Raw genomic sequence first — 17,795 nt, forward strand, 5'->3', positions numbered from 1 at the left:
ATCACTTCCGTTTCTTCCTTATCATTCGTATATTTTTCCTGCCTCATCAAACAATGCATGAATATTTTCCGGAGGCACGTCCGCCATAACAGCCTCATGGCTCGGGGAAATCACAAGCCCTGTGGGGAAAATTCTCCGAAGCTCCCGTACTTTGGCGCGAACCTCTTCAGACGTGCCATTAACAAGCAGATCCTGGGTATCCACCCCCGCTTCGATGAGATCCGGTATGATATCCACAATAGAACCGCAGGAATGGTAGATTACTTTAAGCCCATAGCTGTGCGCCTGCTCCACCAGCTTTTTACATCCCGGAATCACAAAATTGCGCACCATCTCAGGAGATAACATCGGCCCCCTCTGGCTTCCCATATCGTTTCCAATGAGGACCGCATCCAGCTGTCCTTTGGTGGCTTCATAGAATATTTCATTCGCTTTCAGATAAAACTCTACGATTTTATTATCCACTGCCCTATAGACTTCCGGGTTGAGGATCATATTCATGAGAGCCGTCTCCATTCCAAAAGAAGCACAGGCATCCTGAAAATGGGCGGACCAGAGCATCCCTAACCGGGTCTTGTCTTTTGGGGCAGTCGCAGCACGGCGTCTGCATTCCTCCACATCAATGTATTTCTCCGGATTTGGCCACTCAAAGAAAGCCAGATCCTCAACTTCCTGTGCATCCTTGAAGCATCCGTCCGCAGTCAGCGTCCTGTCCCGGGCATCCACATTGCCGTCCATATACCAGTCAAAGGCAGCAAAGATAGCAGTTGCCGCAGGAGACTGATAGGGAACCTCAATGGCATAAAAATCATCCCCCACCGCAATCTTGAGCTCATGCATATTTATCACTCCATAGTATTCAAATAGAGCAGGCTGTGCATGTATATCCGGCATCCCGAGCCAAGCTGCCGGCCGGTCCACTTTCTCCCTGTTAACAGTTGCAAAAAAACGTTCTCGGCTGTTCATAATATTCCTCCTTAAATTTTTAATTATGAAACTGTTTTTAACTATAAGAGCATGATAGAGTTACAACTCCTTTATATTTCCAGTTTATACAGAAGATTTATCCCAGGGTCAATATATTATAAAGAATAGAGCTTCTTTAAATTTTTAGACACCCCATTATATTAAAAATAAACCGTTGACTTAAAAATTATCGCATATCATTTCCTAAAATTGGAATGTTCTCTGAAGAATCAATTCTTGCGCACTCCTGCTTTCTGTTGTTATGATTGACATAGCTTCTCAGTGATAACGAAACTACTAAAGAACAGGAGGTATGTTATGGATAACCGGCAAAAAAAATCTTCGGTCGTCATCCGCATCCGGAAAGAATTGAAAAAGAACTGGCAGCTATATGTGATCATTGGGCTTCCCCTTCTTTATCTGATTACTTTCCAGTTTGTCCCTTTGCTGGGAAATGTAATGGCATTCAAGAACTATCGTATTAAGGAGGGAATCTGGGGCAGCCCCTGGGCAGGATTTAAATACTTTGAACAGTTTTTTAACTCTCCCCAATTTAAGAGTATCCTTTCAAACACCCTGCTGCTCAGCTTTGGCCAGCTTATTCTGGGATTTCCGCTCCCGATTATTCTGGCCCTTGCCCTCAACGAAGCACTTAGCCCTAAATTTAAAAAGGTTGTCCAAACAGTCTCCTTCGCACCATATTTTATTTCTGTTGTTGTAATGGTGTCTCTGGTAAACCTGCTGCTGGATCCCCATGTAGGGCTGCTGGCGCACTGGCTTTCCAAAATAGGAATCGAAGGCAATCTCCTGGGAATGCCCAGCGCATTCCGTCCCATTTACATATTGTCCGGAATCTGGCAGACAACCGGATACAGCGCGATCATTTACATCGCCGCACTGTCCTCCATTGACCCCAGTCTGTATGAGGCAGCCTCGGTGGATGGCGCGACCCGCTTCCAGAGGATCCTGCATATCAATATCCCGGGAATCCTCCCTACAATAGTTGTTATGCTTATTCTGGAATCCGGAAAAATCATGAATATCGGTTTTGAAAAAGTATTTTTACTGCAAAACGACATGAATATGATAAGTTCAGAAATTATATCTACTTATGTATATAAAATCGGCATGGTGAAAGCTCAATACAGCTTTTCCACAGCAATCGGACTATTCAACTCGGCAATCAATGCCACCATCGTAGTTATAGTCAATAAGATTGCCAGAAAAGTTGGGGAAGGAGGTCTGTGGTAATATGCATATGACAGCTGCTGAAAACAAAAAGAAAAAAAGACGAAGGATTCATATAGGTATGCGCGACAAAGTATTTCTGACCGCTGTCCACATCTATCTGCTTGTGACCCTGCTCGTTATCCTTTACCCGCTGGTTTATGTGATAAGCGCCTCCCTCTCCTCTCCCCACGCGGTCATCTCAGGACAGGTCTGGCTGTTCCCTGTAGATTTTTCGCTGGAAGGGTATATCAGAGTATTCCAGAACAAGACCTTTTTGTCAGGACTGAAGAATTCCTTTATCCTGTTATTCTTTGGAACATTGGTCAATATTGTTATGACAGTCCTTGCCGCCTATCCGCTTTCCAGAAAAACCTTTGCGGCAAGAAGGCCGCTGATGTTTATATTTGTGTTCTTTATGATTTTTACCCCCGGCATCGTACCTCTGTATATAGTTGTAAAGGATTTAAATCTGATCAACTCTTACGGGGCATTAATCCTGCCAACAGCACTCAGCGCTTACTATGTGATCATTACCAGGACATTCTTTGAGAGCTCCATTCCGACAGCACTCTATGAGTCAGCCCACCTGGACGGAGCCTCAGAGTTCAAAATTCTGATAAAGATTGTTCTGCCGCTTTCAAAGCCAATCATTGCGGTATTGGCTTTGATGTATGGTGTCACACATTGGAACAGCTACTTTAATGCACTGCTCTTCATCGATAAGCAGGAAAACTTTCCACTGGCGCTGGTTCTTCGCCAGATCCTGATTCAGAACACTGTAGACATTACTTCCGTTGCAGACATGAAAACCATGCTGGAAATGGAAGGTATGAGAGATTTGCTGAAGTATTCCATGATTGTAATTTCCAGTATTCCTATTCTTATACTCTATCCGTTCGTACAGAAGTATTTTGTACAAGGTATGATGCTCGGAGCTGTGAAAGAATAGACTGAGAAATATTAAAACCCGGCCGGCTCACTTTTTGTATAAAACTGCTGCCAAATAGTTACTGGTCACGGAGTAAACAGTAATACCAGATATCCGCCCGGGTATTATATACAGCAAAGGAGGTGTCTTTACAATTATTGTCAGGCAGCTATTCACAAACATCACCATAATATTAACATTATTTACTAACAGGAGGACTCATATGAAGAGAAAAATTGCACTCATGCTTACAACAACGCTTGTAGCTACATCTTTTACCGGCCTTACTGCATTCGCCAACGAAGGAAGCAGTTCTATAGTTACAGAGGCAGGTACTTTTCCAATCGTGACAGAACCTACCACCATAAAGGTGTTCCTGGTTCAGCCAGCCAATGTTTCCAGTCTTGACGACAATGAGGTGACAAAGGCCATTGAAGAAAAAACAGGTATTGACCTGGAAATCATCACTGCAACACAAGACAATGCAAAGGAGAAAATGTCCATCCTTCTGGCCAGCGGTGATTATCCGGATATGTTCCTCGCCACTGGCGTTTCCCATCAGTTCACAAATGAAGAACTGATGCTTTACGGAAAAGAACAGGGGATTTTTATTCCTCTGAATGACTTGATTGATAAATACGGGGACAGCATCAAAAATGTAATCGAAACAGACCCTGACTATGCATCCGAAATCGTTGCTCCGGACGGAAATATTTACGGACTACCCTCCTGGGAGCTTGCCTACCACTGTACCTTCCCTTCTAAGTTATGGATCAACCAGCAGTGGCTCGATAATCTTGGGCTGGAGGCACCAAAGACCACAGATGAATTTTATGAAGTACTGAAAGCCTTCAAGGAACAGGACCCAAATGGAAACGGTATCGCAGACGAAATCCCGCTTACAGGCCTGAATTCCCATGTTTTCCTGATGAACCCGTTTATTTATACAAACAACTTGACTTATTTCTTTATCAATGAGGAAGGAAAAGTTGATTATGCCCCTATCCAGGACGAATGGAGGGAAGGTCTCCGTTTTATGAAAAAGCTCTATGATGAAGAACTTCTGGATTCCGGTGCATTTACCTCTTCCAGGGAGCAGATCACAACTCTCGGAACCAATCCGGACGCCGCGCTTCTAGGCGCAGTCACAGCCCTGCACCCCGGCCACTTTGTATCTATAAGTGACGATAAGCCCCGCCATACGGAATACACCGCGCTGGAACCCCTCACCGGACCAGAAGGCAAAAACTATGCTATGTATGACCTCACCGCATACGCAGGCGCAAGCTGTGTCATCACGGATGCCTGTGAAAACCCGGAAGCAGCATTCAGACTTGCTGATTACTTGGCAAGCGAAGAAGGCACCCTATTAACAACCACCGGCCTGGAGGGTGTTGGCTGGAGAAAGGCAGAAGACGGAGAGCTGAATATCCTTGGAGAGCCTGCAGACTACACACGTCTTGAGTATACACACGTCAGCGGAGAAGCTCATAACAAGAACTGGGGAAATGAAAACTTTCACTTCACAGGTTCCGAACTTAACGGCCTGCGGGGAAAATGGACATATGACCAGGATATCTATACCCTGAACGGATATGAAAGACGTCTGTTCCAGGAAACACAGAATAAGTATGAGGGACATCAGAATGAGCAGAAATCTTTCAGCGTATTTTTAGATCCGGAAGTTACCGACACTGCCTATCAGCTGAAGGTCAACCTGGAAGACTATGTAAACCAGAGCCTTGTGCGCTTTGTCACAGGGGATCTGGATATCGAAAAAGACTGGGATTCCTACATCCAGCAGATGAAGGATCTTCAGGTAGAAGAATATCTGGAAATTTATAACACAGCATATGAAGCAAAGTATGGCGGCTGATTCAAAATACCCCTGCGTTTTTGCTACAGAATATTAGTAACAAAACTTCCTATAGTAAATGTGGACCTGCTCACTATAGAGCAGGTCCACTCACATTCCTCTTTCCAAGTTTACTCTTTTTTCATATCATTCCTGAACTGATTTGGACTGGCGCCGTATCTTCTCTTCAAGGCATTGCGGAACACTGAGGAACTGTTATATCCGATAAGTTCCGCAATCTCATTGATGGTTTTTCCTGTTGTCCTTAAATATTCGATCCCCTTTTCCAGTCTCAGGTCTTCGATATAAGCAGAAAAATTGATTCCCATCTGTTTACTGAAAAACTGGGACAGATATGGTTCACTCAGTCCAAATGTATCTGCTGTCATTTTCAGCGATATGGACGAATCTGTATAGTTTTCCTGCAGCCAGGCCGCAATTTTCTGTGCCAGCGTGTTGGCAGATTCCTGCTTTTTCACTTTTACACTATCGCTTATCATTTCTGTACACTTCAAAATTGCCGCATAACGCTGTGATGTGGTAGAAAGCCTGTCTATGGCGATCACCTCGTCCCGGAACTTTTTGTCCGGATCCGCCTCCGGGGCGATCCTGCTGGCCGCTTCAAACAAAAGGCTCCTGAAATTATCCAGAAGATACTTTAAATGCGGCCGGGAAACATTCGTCTGGCTGACTGTTTTTTCCCACAACGTACTGACCCACTCTAAAGCTTCCTCCGTATTTCCCTGAAGTATCAGACCGATCAGCCTGCTTGCCTTTTCATAAGAAATCACTGAAACTTCATTGCTGATATTCAGCTCCCGATACCTGATATAATTCTGATCCGGCTCAAGGATTCCATATCGCAAGGCCTCCTGCGCCTGCTTATACGACCTACCGATATCCTCAATCTTCCCTGCAATAGTTCCCCCTGCTGCCTGTACTAAAAGATCTGTCCTGTCATTAAATTCCTGCAGGGCAGGCTTTATCCATACATCTATCTGGTCATACAGTTCCGGGCCGTTATCGGGAAGATTCCATATGATTTCAAGCCGGTTTAATGAGCTTTCATAAAACAGCACATGCTGTTTTATGCTCAGAATTGCCTGTTTGATGGCTGTTTTGCTCTGCTCTATTTCATAGAAATCCATCTCTTTTGTGACACTCTCAATATTAAAGATCATCACATAAAAATACGGATATTCAAAACTGATCCCCACCTGTTTACCAAGTTCCATGACAGGTTTTTTCATACCATTTCCCTGAAGCAGGCTGTTAATATAATCACGTTTCAAATAAGGAAGTGAATCTTCCAGCCGTTTGTTCTTATCCTGCTCCGCCGTGATCAGCTTCTTTGTCTGTTCAAACAGACTTGTCAGATTCATGGGCCTGTCGTATTCGCCCAGGCTTTCCTTCATCCGATTAAGTGAGTCCGTGATTGGCCTTCCGTATCTCAGTGAAAACCTGACTGAGAATCCAAGACCCATCAATATTGCCAATGCTCCTGCCAAAATGTAGATACTTTTGAGATTATCGACCTTTAGAAACACTTCCTTCTGCGGAAGGGCCACTATGTATTTCCACCCATTGTACCCTGACTGCTCCACAAAGGCAAACACCTTTTCCTCCCCTATGGTAAACTCATTACTCCCCTGAGAGATCTCCTCAATAGGAAAATTATATTTCCAGTCAGTAGCTGCCAGCAGAGAATTGTCTCTATTTAAAATTGCTGCAAATCCGCTCTCTGATTCTGAAAGAGGTATCAGCATGTCCATCAGCTTCTTTTCCCGGATAAGCATCATCGCAGACACATTGCTGCCATCTGATTTATAGGGGAAAACATTCCGGATACAAACAATCTTTCTCTCTTTTTCCTCATCGTTTTTGTCTGTCCCCCCGCCGATGAGCATTGTCCTGTAATAACCTGCATATGACACATTTTCCAGCATATCCAGCCACACGCCGTAGTCCATGCCTTCTATGCTGAAAAACCCCCTGTAAAAGAAATTGGAATCTGTATACACATCATCTGCACAGGCAATGATATCACTCCTGCCGAAATAAAAATAGATCTGATCGATCAGCTCATTTCTATATCTGTAGGCAGATAAAAAGTCTTTAAAATCACTGATGCTGCTGACACTGCTCCTGTCAGTCTTCAGACTTTCCACCATGCTCATTTTTTTGACTTCCGTCTGAAGCTGCAGCGTATTAAAAAAACTGTCGCTCTCCCGCAGATATGCGTCCACCGTCTTGCATGCCGACTGGAGCAGCGCCCTATTTTTATCCTCCAGCTCTCCATACACCAGATTTGACGCATAGAAATATGAATAGATAAAAATCACTGTGGGAATTAGCAATACAACAAAAAAGGATACAAAAAACTGCAGTAAAATACCATATTTTTTTATCATGTTTCCCTTCTCTTCTTTTTTACGTTCAAACTTCGGCTTCCTTTGTTAATATTAAGTATATTCCAATTTTAACCTATCCTCAAGGTATTTTGCGGTTATATATCGCAAAACACATGACATATTTTATAATTTTATAAAGAGTTTTCTTAAAAAAGAAAAAGGCACCAACCATTTCCGGTAAGTGCCTGCAGAGACTTAGAATCCGCTGTTTATATATAAATTTAAAATAATAAATACATTTCCGATTTATCAGTCTCCCGTCTTATAATGCGCCGACTATATTGTGTGGTGTGTATTCTTCCTCCAGATATGTAATTTCCGGCTGAGTCAGTTTTACATCTAAGCTGCCTGCTGCATCGTCAAAATATTCCGCCTTTGTGGCACCAATAATAGGCGCTGCAACACCTTTTGCAAACTGCCAGGCAAGTGCTGTCTGCGTCATCGTGACACCTTTTTTCTGTGCGAGTTCAGATACCCGCCTCACAATTTCCATATCTTTTTCCTGTGTCTTATCATATTTTCCTTTTGCTGTCACATCTGTCCTGCTCCTTGCCGTATCAGCAGACCAGCCGGGACGTGACAGCCTCCCGGCAGCCAGCGGACTGTACGGTGTTCTTGCCACATTCTGCTCATTGCAGATGGGGATCAGCTCGCGCTCGTCCTCACGGTAAAGCAGATTATAATGATTCTGCATTGATACAAACTTTGTCCAGCCATTTCGTTCTGCTGCGTACTGCATATTCATAAACTGATATCCATACATGGCAGAGGCGCCTAACGCGCGGACCTTGCCTGACTGGACAACCTTATGCAGTGCTTCCATGGTTTCCTCAATAGGTGTGCTGTAATCAAAACGGTGAATGATGAGCAGATCAATATAATCTGTGCCAAGGCGCTTCAATGAGCCATCCACCTCTTTCGGGATTGCCTCCTTTGAAAGTTTTCCTTCATTAAAATATACTTTTGTCGCAAGAACCACTTTGTCCCTGGATACATTCTTCTTAATAGCTCTACCCAGATATTCTTCACTTGTTCCCGCCGAATAGCAGTTTGCGGTGTCAAAGAAATTAATTCCCAGCTCCAGCGCATGTCTGATGATAACCTCACTCTCCTGCGGGTCCAGTGTCCATGCGTGCATCTTGCTGGCAGGGTCTCCAAAACTCATACATCCCACACACAGGCGGGATACCTCAATGTCTGTATTTCCTAACTTTGTAAATTCCATTTACAGCCACCTTTCAATCTCTTTTTCCGACCTCTGTACATTACCCCCGCGGATTGCCAGTCCTGCTTCCACTTTGGCTTTGGGGCAGAGCCTCCTGATATCCTTCTCACTGCTGCCCATACCGCTGCCTTCATGGGTACAGAACGGCCTGATCGTCTTCCCTGCAAAATCAAAGTGCTCCAGAAATGTAAACACACACATTGGCATTGTTCCCCAGTAATTGGGAAATCCCAGATATATGACATCATACTTGTCAATACTCTCCGGCCAGGTCCTGAGCTTTGGACGGGCATCACTCCTCTGGTCTGCCTGTGCCTGTGCGATACACTCATTATAATCCTTTGCGTAAGCCTGTTCAGGCTCTATCTTAAATAGATCAGCCCCTGTTAACCGCCCAATCATGCCTGCCGCCACCTCAGTATTTCCAATCTCAAGGTTTTTAATCTCTCCGTTCACATAGTTCTCATCTCCCCTTGAGAAGTACGCAATTAATTCTGCCATTTTAATTACCTCCTGCTGTTTTCCTTATTATTTTATATTTTATCTCCTGTTTCCTTGATTTGGAATCTCCCAGATGTTATGATAGTATTAACTTTAAGTTCAAGCGAAAGGAGGCAGCCCATGTATAACCATATGCTGGATACTTTTATAGCAGTCGCTGATTACGGCAGCTTTACAAAAGCCGCTGAATACCTGTATATCTCCCCTACTGCTGTTATGAAACAGATGAATGCCCTGGAAAACCATCTGGACATAAAATTGCTGGAACGCACCTCATCTGGTGTCCGTCTGACTGCGGCAGGTTCTCTCATTTACCAGGATGCCAAATTCATGATTGACTATTCCAAAAAATCCCTTGCAAGCGCCAAAGCCGCCATTCATGCAAATGACACGACCTTCTGCATTGGCACCTCCCTTTTGAATCCCGCAAAGCCCTTTATGGATCTGTGGTACCGTGTAAATAAAGATTTCCCGGAACATAAACTCCACCTTGTTCCTTTTGAGGATAACCATGAGGGGATTCTAAGCGAGATTGAACAATTAGGGGAAAAATTTGATTTTTTAATCGGTGTTTGCGATTCCAAAGAATGGCTCTCCCGCTGCAATTTTCTTGCTCTGGGAAGATACCGGAAAATGATCGCCGTATCCAGGGAACACCGCCTGGCCGGGAAAGAACGTGTTGAGATAGAAGATTTATATGGTGAGACATTGATGATGGTTGAGCGCGGAGATTCTGGCGTTAACGATTTTTTGAGGAATGATTTAGAACTGCATCATCCTCAGATTGTAATTGAGGACACTCCTAAATTCTATGACCTGTCTGTATTTAACCGATGTGCCGAAACAGGAAATGTTCTGCTTACCATAGAGTGCTGGCAGGAAGTCCATCCGGGGCTTGTGTCCATTCCTGTAAACTGGGACTATAGTATCCCCTATGGTCTACTGTACAGCTTTGATGCCCCGGAGGATGTCTGCAGGTTTGCTGAAACTGTAAGAAATATCATATAGCAGTTGCCAGAAAAGGGGCTAACGCGGGCAGCAGCTTTTACGGCTGTTCAAATTATCCTAAATGCCGTTTTGTGCTTGCTGCAGATTCCAGCTGCCAAACCCCATTTCCTGAGCAGCATGATATACGGGATAAATGACCTCCTCCAGACGGTTTGCGAACAGTTCTTTTGAAAGATCCTTACTATAAAGCTTTACCTGAATATCTAAATTGTTCACATGCTCTTTTAAACATTTTTCAAATTCTTTGTGCACCTGTTCATATTGCCAGGACAGACAATATCCCAGGTATTCAATCTTGCACAGTTTTGGAAAATAGGCATTCCATTCAGGAAGGTTATTGCTCTTGCTGCTGTTTATGCTCCTTGTGGTTGGGTGGAGATTCCATAACTCATCATGCGCCACATATGACCACGGTACAAAGTGGTCAATAGAGAGATTATGCTGTGTCAGCTCCGTATCTCCATATATATCGTGCAGAGGACTGACAGCAGCAATTGCCTTCCAGTATTTCTTTACCCGCTCTATTTTACGCTCCTGTGGGGGATACAGTTTACTTGCAATTCCTGGCACACTGGGATTTCTCTTCTGCAAATACAGAATCAGATTAAATTGTATCCACCCTTTAATGATTTCTTGATTTTTTGTGATATAATTGATCCACTCTGGCTGTACACGTATTTCACTCTGCATCCCCTGAATAGTGAGGAAATAATAGATCAGCCTCTTTTCCTGATTAATCCGGGCTGCCAGCTTTGGCTTTGGCAGCGCCCATGCCCTGCCTTTCATGGAGGGCATAAACGGAGCCTGCAGCCGGTACGGTACATTATAAGAAATAACATTTTTCTTATTTTTAAATTCTCCGTCTTCCAACTGTCCCAGATAAGCCAGAATCTTCTCTGGTTTTTCATTTGACTTTAAACCACTGGTTTTATATATGTAATTGACTAAGCCCTCCAAGGTGTCGCTGGGTCCCATATTCAGATGGTATTCAGAAACCATATACCAGGCCGAGACGATCATTCGGTTCAGCAGTTCATCATATGACATCCTGTCTTTACCAGCCAGAACCAACTCTACAATAGCCTGGAACCAAAAAATTTTATAGCTCTCGCTCATATTATCAAAAAGACGGGAAAAATGATTTATATCTAAATACTCCGATTCCGGTAATCTCATTGAAGTGTTCATAGACGCTCCTCCACATTGACATCAACATCGATTTACGCCATAATTCTATCATAAGACTATCTTAAAAACAATCTTGGTAAATGTACTTATCAATAACCTCATCTCTTCCCGCCCTAATCACCAATACCGCACCCAGTTCCTTTTTAGCCTCGTAAGCCCCTCCATATAGAAATAGTCCCCCCACAGTGTATATTCGTCAACACCGCTGTCGGACACTCCATTCTCTGGGGAACTCTTTGCATAAGTTCCATGCTGAAGGATCCCGCTTCCGGCATTTCCTTCCCTGTTCAGACAGGTGTCCGTGAGAGCTTTTAAAAGCTTTGACCCCATCTCCCGGTATTTATCTGCCTCTTTGTCTGGCAGATAAGCTGCCATCTCCAGCATACCGCAGGCAGCGATAGCGCCGCTTGAGGAATCTCTCGGCTCACTGCTTCCCTCCCTGAAATCAAAGTCCCAGTAAGGCACCAGATCTTCAGGAAGATGCTCAAGAAAGCAGTCTGTCACCTTCCTGAAAATATCCAGATACTCCTCTTTTCTTAAAACTCCGTAGCTTAAGGCTGACCCGTAGATTCCCCAGGCCTGCCCTCTTGCCCAGATGGAATCATTTCTGTTTCCCTGCTGGGTAGCTCCTCTTAATGCCTCGCCTGTTTCCGGGTCAAAATAGTAGGTATGATAAGTTGAATAGTCCTCCCGAAGCAGATATTTCATGGAAGTCTCAATATGTATAACCGCCTTCTCCCTGTATTTCTCCTCACCTGTCACCTGGGTTGCCCAGAAAAGAAGCGGTACATTTAAAAGGCAGTCTACAATAAGGCGGTAGTTCTCTGCTGCCCCAAGAAGCCCCCACGCCTGGAAAAATCCCCCTTTATCCTGGAATCTTCCCAGCAGGTTATCCGCAGCCATGAGGGCGGCCTCCTTACCCGTTTCATATTCCGCAAGCTTATAAGCCGCCACACAGGAAGGACTGTATAAAAAACCCATATCATGGTGGTCAACAACAATCCTTTTTTGGATCCTCTCCAGAAAATCATCTGCCTGTCTGAGCGCCTCTTGTTTAAAGACCACTTCCCCTGTTTCCTCATAAGATAACCAGAGCATTCCTGTATAGAACCCATTTGTCCAGTCATCATTTGCTGTTCTTGTATACAGGCCGTCCCGGCTGCATGCCCCGGGAAATCCCCCGTTGAAAAAGGGGAGATTCCTCCTGACCTGTGAAACTGCCAGCTCCAGCGCTTCCTGTATCTCTTCTGCCTCCATTGGACGGACAGCAGATAAACCATTTATTAATTCTTCTTGCTTCATCATTCTCTCCTGATTTTCCGGAAAATTATCCTTTCACGCCGCTGCTTGCCACACCCTCTATAAAGAATCTCTGACAGAACAGGAATGCTACCAGCACCGGGAGAAGCACAACAGTGGCCGCTGCCATCTGGGAGCCATAATCCTGGATCAGCCCTGATGCAAACAGCTTTACTCCCACAGAAAGCATCTGTTTATCCATGGTGGAGATATACAGGTACGGTCCCATGTAATCATTCCATGCCCATGTAAATGAAAACAGCGCCATAGTTGCAATAGCCGGCTTTGACAACGGGAAGATCACCTGCCAGTAAATCCTCAAATGTCCGCAGCCGTCAATCCTGGCCGCCTCACTGATAGACTCCGGTACGGAGATAAATGACTGCCGCAGAAGGAAGACAAAGTACACATCCACACAGCTTGGCAGAATAAGTGCCCACATAGTATCTAAGATGTGAAGATTTTTAAATATGATGTACCTTGGGAGGATCATGATATCGCTTGGGATCATCATCGCTGACAGCAGGATCAGAAAGATAGTGTCTCTTCCCTTGAAATTAATTTTTGAAAATCCATATGCTGTAAAGCTGACAAAAAATATCTTTATTAAAATGCACAGCCCTGTCATCACCACCGTGTTAACATACCATTTCTGAAAATTGTACATGCCGTTCTGAAACAGCCCGATAAAATTGTCAAAAGTAAAATGTTCCGGAATCAGGTGAAATGGGAACTGCATGACTTCTCCACTGACCTTAAAGGACGAAGAAATCATAAAAATGAACGGAAAGATACAGATCAGGCCGACCAGCAGCATAACAATGGTCAGTATCCACTTTCCTGCTTTACCTTTTTTTTCCATTCTTATCTCCTCCTTTAATAATTTACCCACTTCTTCTGCCCTCTCCATTGGATCAGGGTAATAATCATAACAATTATAAACATTACCATAGCCATGGCGCTTGCCAGGCTGGTATCATATTTCATGAATGCAGTGCGGACAATATTGACTGACATTACCGTGGTAGCCTGCCCCGGGCCTCCCTCTGTCAGCGCCTGGATAATTGTAAAGTTCTGCAGTGAGCCGATGATTGAGCTGATCAGCAGAAAGAAGGTAGTTGGCGATACAAGCGGAATGACCACATTCCTGACCCTCTGCCATTTAGTGGCGCCGTCAATCTGGGCCGCCTCCATCAGTTCCGTTGGTACTCCCTGCAGTGCACCCAGGTACACGACCATATTTAACCCAACGCCCTTCCAGACAGCTACCGTTGCCACAGTGGGGAGGGCCAGCTTTAAATCCATCAGCAGCAGCGGCGGATCAAAGCCCATAGACTTAAGCCCCTGGATAATCGGGCTGTTGCTTCCAAGAAGCACTTTAAAAATAACAGCCACTGCTACGATATTAGACACGTATGGCATAAATGCCATGGACCGGAGTGCATTTTTTGCAAAAACTCCCCTGTTCAAAATCATCGCCAGTGCAAATCCCACGATCATGATCAGCGGCACATACACAAGTGCATATTCAAATGTCCTGAAAAGGGAATCTACAATTTCCTTGCTCTGGAACATCTTGATAAAGTTATTCAGCCCTACAAATTTTAAATCATCCAGCCTGGTTATGTACTTAACATTTAAAAAGGACAGTCCTATAGCCATCAGGAACGGGATTCCTGTAAACACTATAAAGAAGATTAAGTATGGCATGATAAAAAGATAACCTGCACGGTTTTCTTTTTTCTGGGCTTTTGAAGTTTTCATTTTAACTTTTTTCTGACTCTTCATAGTAACCTCCATCTGTTTTTATGGAAATTTGGGTAAAAAACGGGAGTGTTACAACTCCTGCAACACTCCCCGTAAGTCCCTTCTTATTCAGCCTGTGCCTCTGCAATTGCATCGTCCGATCTGCTCTTGATAGATGCCATAGTATCTTCCAGGCTCTTTCCGCCCTGGCCGTACAACAGACATTCTTCTGTGATAATCTGGCTGATTACCGTGTCAGCAGTTCCTGTTATCTTTTCACTGATGTAATTGCGGTTGCTGTCGAACCAGCCTGCCATGAATTCATCAGCTGTGATCCCGTCATGCTCAAACATAGGAACGAGGGTTTCTTCAACGTAAGCTCTGGCTTCCTCTTCTGTCAGTTTCTTTGCTGGAACACGTCCATAGCCAAGTGTGTATTTGTTCTCTGCGATACATTTGATTGCTTCAAAAGCTGCTTCCTTATTGGAGCTGGTGCTCGGTACTGCGTAACACATATCAATGACCAGTGAAGAAGGTTCGCTTCCTTCCGGATAAGGCATCGGGAGGATTCCAGCCTGCCAGTCCCTGGGGTATTTTTCCAGTGTTGTCAGTGTGCTTGCAACCCATCCGCCGCATACGAACATTCCAATGTTATCATTAATCATAAATGCATTATATGGATAAGTACCTGAAGCTACTTCCACAGAGCTTGGCTGGATCTTCAGGTCATTTCCAAGAGAGAAGAACCACTTCATGCTTTCTGCATATGCAGGATCATCCAGGTTTGAAGTGCCGTCCTCTTTATATGCAGGCACTCCGGACTGGTTTGCATACATATAGCTATGTACTGCATCATTCCCGATAAAGGAACCCCAGATACCTTTATCTGTATCTGTGAGCTGCTGTGCTGTCTCCACATATTTTTCCCATGTCCATCCTTCTGCTTCCGGATAAGGTATTCCTGCATCATCGAAAACTTTCTTGTTGTAATATGTCAGCCAGATATCTCTCTCTGTAGGCAGCCCATAAGTCTTTCCATCATCATACTTCAGAGCGCTTCCGTCATAGACGGTTTCCATGTCGTAATCTACATTGGCAGCCAGTTCATCAAGCGGCTCCAGCACTCCTGCCCTGTAGAACTCCTCCAGCTGGATAGGCGTCCTGCCGATAATATCAATGTCATCTCCTGCCATCAGGCTTACAAGCACTTTGTCGATCTCGCCAGGTGCTGCTGTTGGGGAAATGAAAAATTCTACATTGATCCCTGTCTTCTCTTTGATCAGCTCCACCATAGCTTTTGTCTCTTCCCCTGAAGCAGCGTTGTCTGTCAGGGCCCATTTCAGGGTAACTCCGTCAAATGGCTTATCATCGCTGGCCTCTGCCTTCATACCTGCCATGGGGATTCCTGCAACCATAGCTGCAGCCATGATAACCGCCGTACTTTTTTTCATGCACTCTTTTACTTTCATTTTTGATCTCCCTTCGTATCTTTCATTTGATGTCTTTATTATAACTTTGCTTCCATAAATTTCCTATAGGCTGGATTTTGCCTTTATTGGTTATTTTATAACTGCGAAATCAGCTGCCGGGCATTTACGGCTTTTTCAGTTCCCCGTCCTCCCCCACCATGTCCCCGGTGAGTCTTGGCATCCTGATAACTGTAATGGTTCCCATACCTTTCTTGCTGTAGATTTTTATGGGATTCTGTATGCCAAAATACAGAGTAAGCCTGGCGGCTACACTGTTCAGGCCGATCCCTGTACTGCGCCGGTTCTTTTCGTCTTCCTGCTGGTGCTTCCGTCCATTGCGGATCTGGTCGCGGACCTGTGCCAGGCGTTCTCTGCCCATCCCCACTCCATTATCAATGACCCGGATCTCTATTTCCTCTCCCCGTTCTCTCATACAGAGGCGGATGATGAGCTTCCGCTCCAGCCCTTCTGCAGCATATAGAAATGAATTTTCCACCACCGGCTGCAGCAGTATCTTGAGAGAGTAGAGCTGTCTGGCTTTTGCCGCGTCAATTCTCAGATCAAACTCAAAATTTTCACCATGGCGGTCTTTCTGTATTTTTATATATGCCATCAGATGTTCTATTTCATGCTGCATAGGCACTATCACCTTGCCGCCGCTGATAGAGAGCCTGTACATCCTTCCAAGGGATGCTGCCAGACGCCCAATATCAGGCCGTCCGGCTTCGTTGGATTTCCACACGATATTTTCCAGCGTATTATAAAGGAAGTGAGGGTTGATCTGGCTCATCAAAACCTCCAGCTCCAGTTCCTTTTTATTTCTGTCAGCCTCCAGTTTTTCTACCACATGTACATTAATGCTTTTTAACATATCATTGTAGTAACGCATCATGTCTCCGATCTCATTTCTGGCTGTCACTTTGACATAGGCATTCAGATTTCCGCCGTAAACCTCAGTCATAGCCGTGCTCAGTTCATTGACCGGCCCGATAAGGCTGCGGTACAGATAGAGTATCATTGCACAGCACAGTGCCATGCAGGCGCCCAGCGCTAAAAAGATCCTGAGATACAGTGTATCTATCTCCTGCGTCATCACTTTTTCCGGTATCACGGCCACAGTCAGCCAATTATTGACCTCAGACTGGCGTACACAGACCTGATTGTTGTTCCACCGGAATTCATCAGCTTCCCTGCTCCTGATCATAGACCTGAGTTCCGGGTCAATCTGCTCCTTCCCCAGAGCCTCCGTGTCACTTGATGAAAGAAGCTCCCCCTCCCCCATCAGCACAAATATGTCCCCCTTTACCGAAGGAATATCGTCTTTATAGAGATTGTAAAGCTCCTCCTCACGCAGGCTGAATATATGGGTGCAGACATAGAAGCCCTTCCACACAGAATATACATTCCTGACCCCCATGACAATTTTGTCTTTCCTTATATCTCCGTAAGCATCGGAAGCAAAAAAATTGTCCTGAAGAGGATACCAGTAAAAACGCATCAGATGCTCTTTTTTGTTGACCCCCATCTCCTCCAGCTTGTCAATCACTTCCTGACCGTCATTGTTAACGTCGATAAAATTAAACAGGATACCCTTGTAAGTATAGATAGCTCCCAGCTTCTGGCGCTCCTGCAGCATATCATAGACAGAAAAAATCTGTTTGTAGAGCTTCAGTGTATCTGCCTTTTTAATGGCCCAGTCCTCCGGTTTGTATACCTTGTCTATGTAGCTCTCCAGCTGGTCATTAAAGGCGAAATTGTCCGACACATTATAAACATCACGTATAAGGGCATCGATATCATTTCCGATCCCCTCTACACGCGCCTTTAGCATCGCCCTGTATTCTTCTTTTAAGGTATTTCTGGTGTGGAGAAATAATACAGTGATTATGACAAATACCCCACCAAGGACCGCCAGGAAACCAACAAGCATCCTTTTCTTCAAATTCCATCTGTTATCTCTCATATTGTC

At 44.6% G+C, this 17,795-nt stretch carries 14 protein-coding genes and 1 pseudogene; 5 read left to right on the top strand and 10 right to left on the bottom strand.

The genetic code is table 11. The features are described 5' to 3' along the window. Nucleotides 1-21: 21 nt before the first annotated feature. Nucleotides 22-966, bottom strand: a complete 945-nt coding sequence (locus NSB28_RS12275) for a uroporphyrinogen decarboxylase family protein (RefSeq protein WP_109626826.1) — start codon at nt 964-966, stop codon at nt 22-24. Nucleotides 967-1,284: 318 nt separating this feature from the next. Between NSB28_RS12275 and NSB28_RS12280 the strand changes: the two genes are divergently transcribed. The 3 genes from NSB28_RS12280 to NSB28_RS12290 all read left to right on the top strand — a co-directional run bounded on the left by NSB28_RS12280 (nt 1,285) and on the right by NSB28_RS12290 (nt 5,000). Further along, complete coding sequence (locus tag NSB28_RS12280) at nt 1,285-2,217, top strand: ABC transporter permease (RefSeq protein WP_109626829.1); 933 nt, start codon at nt 1,285-1,287, stop codon at nt 2,215-2,217. Nucleotide 2,218: 1 nt separating this feature from the next. Beyond that, on the top strand, nt 2,219-3,145 hold the full coding sequence (locus NSB28_RS12285) for a carbohydrate ABC transporter permease (RefSeq protein ID WP_257497698.1): 927 nt from the start codon (nt 2,219-2,221) through the stop codon (nt 3,143-3,145). A 202-nt stretch (nt 3,146-3,347) separates the two neighbouring features. Beyond that, nucleotides 3,348-5,000 carry an extracellular solute-binding protein gene (locus NSB28_RS12290; RefSeq protein ID WP_109626831.1) on the top strand — a complete coding sequence of 551 codons (1,653 nt, stop codon included), beginning with the start codon at nt 3,348-3,350 and terminating at the stop codon, nt 4,998-5,000. A gap of 110 nt (nt 5,001-5,110) precedes the next feature. On the opposite strand, the gene NSB28_RS12295 is transcribed toward NSB28_RS12290, so the two are convergent. The 3 genes from NSB28_RS12295 to NSB28_RS12305 form a co-directional block, all read right to left on the bottom strand. After that, a complete protein-coding gene (locus NSB28_RS12295; RefSeq protein WP_109626834.1) occupies nt 5,111-7,390 on the bottom strand; it encodes a helix-turn-helix domain-containing protein in 2,280 nt (759 codons plus the stop codon). A 262-nt stretch (nt 7,391-7,652) separates the two neighbouring features. Beyond that, nucleotides 7,653-8,615, bottom strand: a complete 963-nt coding sequence (locus NSB28_RS12300) for an aldo/keto reductase (protein WP_109626836.1) — start codon at nt 8,613-8,615, stop codon at nt 7,653-7,655. Further along, nucleotides 8,616-9,116 carry a flavodoxin gene (locus NSB28_RS12305; RefSeq protein WP_109626839.1) on the bottom strand — a complete coding sequence of 167 codons (501 nt, stop codon included), beginning with the start codon at nt 9,114-9,116 and terminating at the stop codon, nt 8,616-8,618. It lies immediately after the preceding gene. Nucleotides 9,117-9,236: 120 nt separating this feature from the next. Between NSB28_RS12305 and NSB28_RS12310 the strand changes: the two genes are divergently transcribed. Then, a complete protein-coding gene (locus tag NSB28_RS12310) occupies nt 9,237-10,124 on the top strand; it encodes a LysR family transcriptional regulator (protein ID WP_109626841.1) in 888 nt (295 codons plus the stop codon). Continuing rightward, a pseudogene (locus NSB28_RS25130) lies at nt 10,121-10,174 on the top strand (hypothetical protein); the annotation flags it as partial. The gene NSB28_RS12310 and the pseudogene NSB28_RS25130, both read left to right, overlap by 4 nt. A 7-nt stretch (nt 10,175-10,181) precedes the next feature. On the opposite strand, the gene NSB28_RS12315 reads toward NSB28_RS25130, so the two are convergent. The 6 genes from NSB28_RS12315 to NSB28_RS12340 all read right to left on the bottom strand — a co-directional run bounded on the left by NSB28_RS12315 (nt 10,182) and on the right by NSB28_RS12340 (nt 17,789). Beyond that, entirely contained in the window at nt 10,182-11,312 is a 1,131-nt protein-coding gene (locus NSB28_RS12315; protein WP_257497699.1) for an HNH endonuclease domain-containing protein, read from the bottom strand. Nucleotides 11,313-11,429: 117 nt separating this feature from the next. Next, nucleotides 11,430-12,617 (bottom strand): glycoside hydrolase family 88 protein, encoded by a 1,188-nt coding sequence (locus NSB28_RS12320; protein ID WP_330665375.1) that lies wholly within the window; start codon nt 12,615-12,617, stop codon nt 11,430-11,432. 22 nt (nt 12,618-12,639) lie between these two features. Further along, nucleotides 12,640-13,473, bottom strand: coding sequence for a carbohydrate ABC transporter permease (locus NSB28_RS12325; RefSeq protein ID WP_109626843.1), 834 nt, complete (start codon nt 13,471-13,473; stop codon nt 12,640-12,642). Nucleotides 13,474-13,487: 14 nt separating this feature from the next. After that, on the bottom strand, nt 13,488-14,399 hold the full coding sequence (locus NSB28_RS12330; protein ID WP_109626845.1) for a carbohydrate ABC transporter permease: 912 nt from the start codon (nt 14,397-14,399) through the stop codon (nt 13,488-13,490). Nucleotides 14,400-14,482: 83 nt separating this feature from the next. Beyond that, nucleotides 14,483-15,826 (bottom strand): extracellular solute-binding protein, encoded by a 1,344-nt coding sequence (locus tag NSB28_RS12335; protein ID WP_109626847.1) that lies wholly within the window; start codon nt 15,824-15,826, stop codon nt 14,483-14,485. Between the two features lie 124 nt (nt 15,827-15,950). Beyond that, nucleotides 15,951-17,789, bottom strand: coding sequence for a sensor histidine kinase (locus tag NSB28_RS12340; protein ID WP_257497700.1), 1,839 nt, complete (start codon nt 17,787-17,789; stop codon nt 15,951-15,953). Nucleotides 17,790-17,795 lie beyond the last annotated feature (6 nt).

Origin of the sequence: Murimonas intestini (assembly GCF_024622195.1) — a bacterium.
Lineage (GTDB): Bacteria > Bacillota > Clostridia > Lachnospirales > Lachnospiraceae > Murimonas > Murimonas intestini.

Excerpts from the sequence above, each read along its gene's own strand:
- NSB28_RS12275 (WP_109626826.1), bottom strand. The coding sequence starts at position 966 with ATGAACAGCCGAGAACGTTTTTTTGCAACTGTTAACAGGGAGAAAGTG.
- NSB28_RS12340 (WP_257497700.1), bottom strand. The coding sequence starts at position 17,789 with ATGAGAGATAACAGATGGAATTTGAAGAAAAGGATGCTTGTTGGTTTC.
- NSB28_RS12335 (WP_109626847.1), bottom strand. The coding sequence starts at position 15,826 with ATGAAAGTAAAAGAGTGCATGAAAAAAAGTACGGCGGTTATCATGGCT.
- NSB28_RS12315 (WP_257497699.1), bottom strand. The coding sequence starts at position 11,312 with ATGAACACTTCAATGAGATTACCGGAATCGGAGTATTTAGATATAAAT.
- NSB28_RS12320 (WP_330665375.1), bottom strand. The coding sequence starts at position 12,617 with ATGATGAAGCAAGAAGAATTAATAAATGGTTTATCTGCTGTCCGTCCA.
- NSB28_RS12325 (WP_109626843.1), bottom strand. The coding sequence starts at position 13,473 with ATGGAAAAAAAAGGTAAAGCAGGAAAGTGGATACTGACCATTGTTATG.
- NSB28_RS12285 (WP_257497698.1), top strand. The coding sequence starts at position 2,219 with ATGCATATGACAGCTGCTGAAAACAAAAAGAAAAAAAGACGAAGGATT.
- NSB28_RS12280 (WP_109626829.1), top strand. The coding sequence starts at position 1,285 with ATGGATAACCGGCAAAAAAAATCTTCGGTCGTCATCCGCATCCGGAAA.
- NSB28_RS12300 (WP_109626836.1), bottom strand. The coding sequence starts at position 8,615 with ATGGAATTTACAAAGTTAGGAAATACAGACATTGAGGTATCCCGCCTG.
- NSB28_RS12310 (WP_109626841.1), top strand. The coding sequence starts at position 9,237 with ATGTATAACCATATGCTGGATACTTTTATAGCAGTCGCTGATTACGGC.
- NSB28_RS12330 (WP_109626845.1), bottom strand. The coding sequence starts at position 14,399 with ATGAAGAGTCAGAAAAAAGTTAAAATGAAAACTTCAAAAGCCCAGAAA.
- NSB28_RS12290 (WP_109626831.1), top strand. The coding sequence starts at position 3,348 with ATGAAGAGAAAAATTGCACTCATGCTTACAACAACGCTTGTAGCTACA.
- NSB28_RS12295 (WP_109626834.1), bottom strand. The coding sequence starts at position 7,390 with ATGATAAAAAAATATGGTATTTTACTGCAGTTTTTTGTATCCTTTTTT.
- NSB28_RS12305 (WP_109626839.1), bottom strand. The coding sequence starts at position 9,116 with ATGGCAGAATTAATTGCGTACTTCTCAAGGGGAGATGAGAACTATGTG.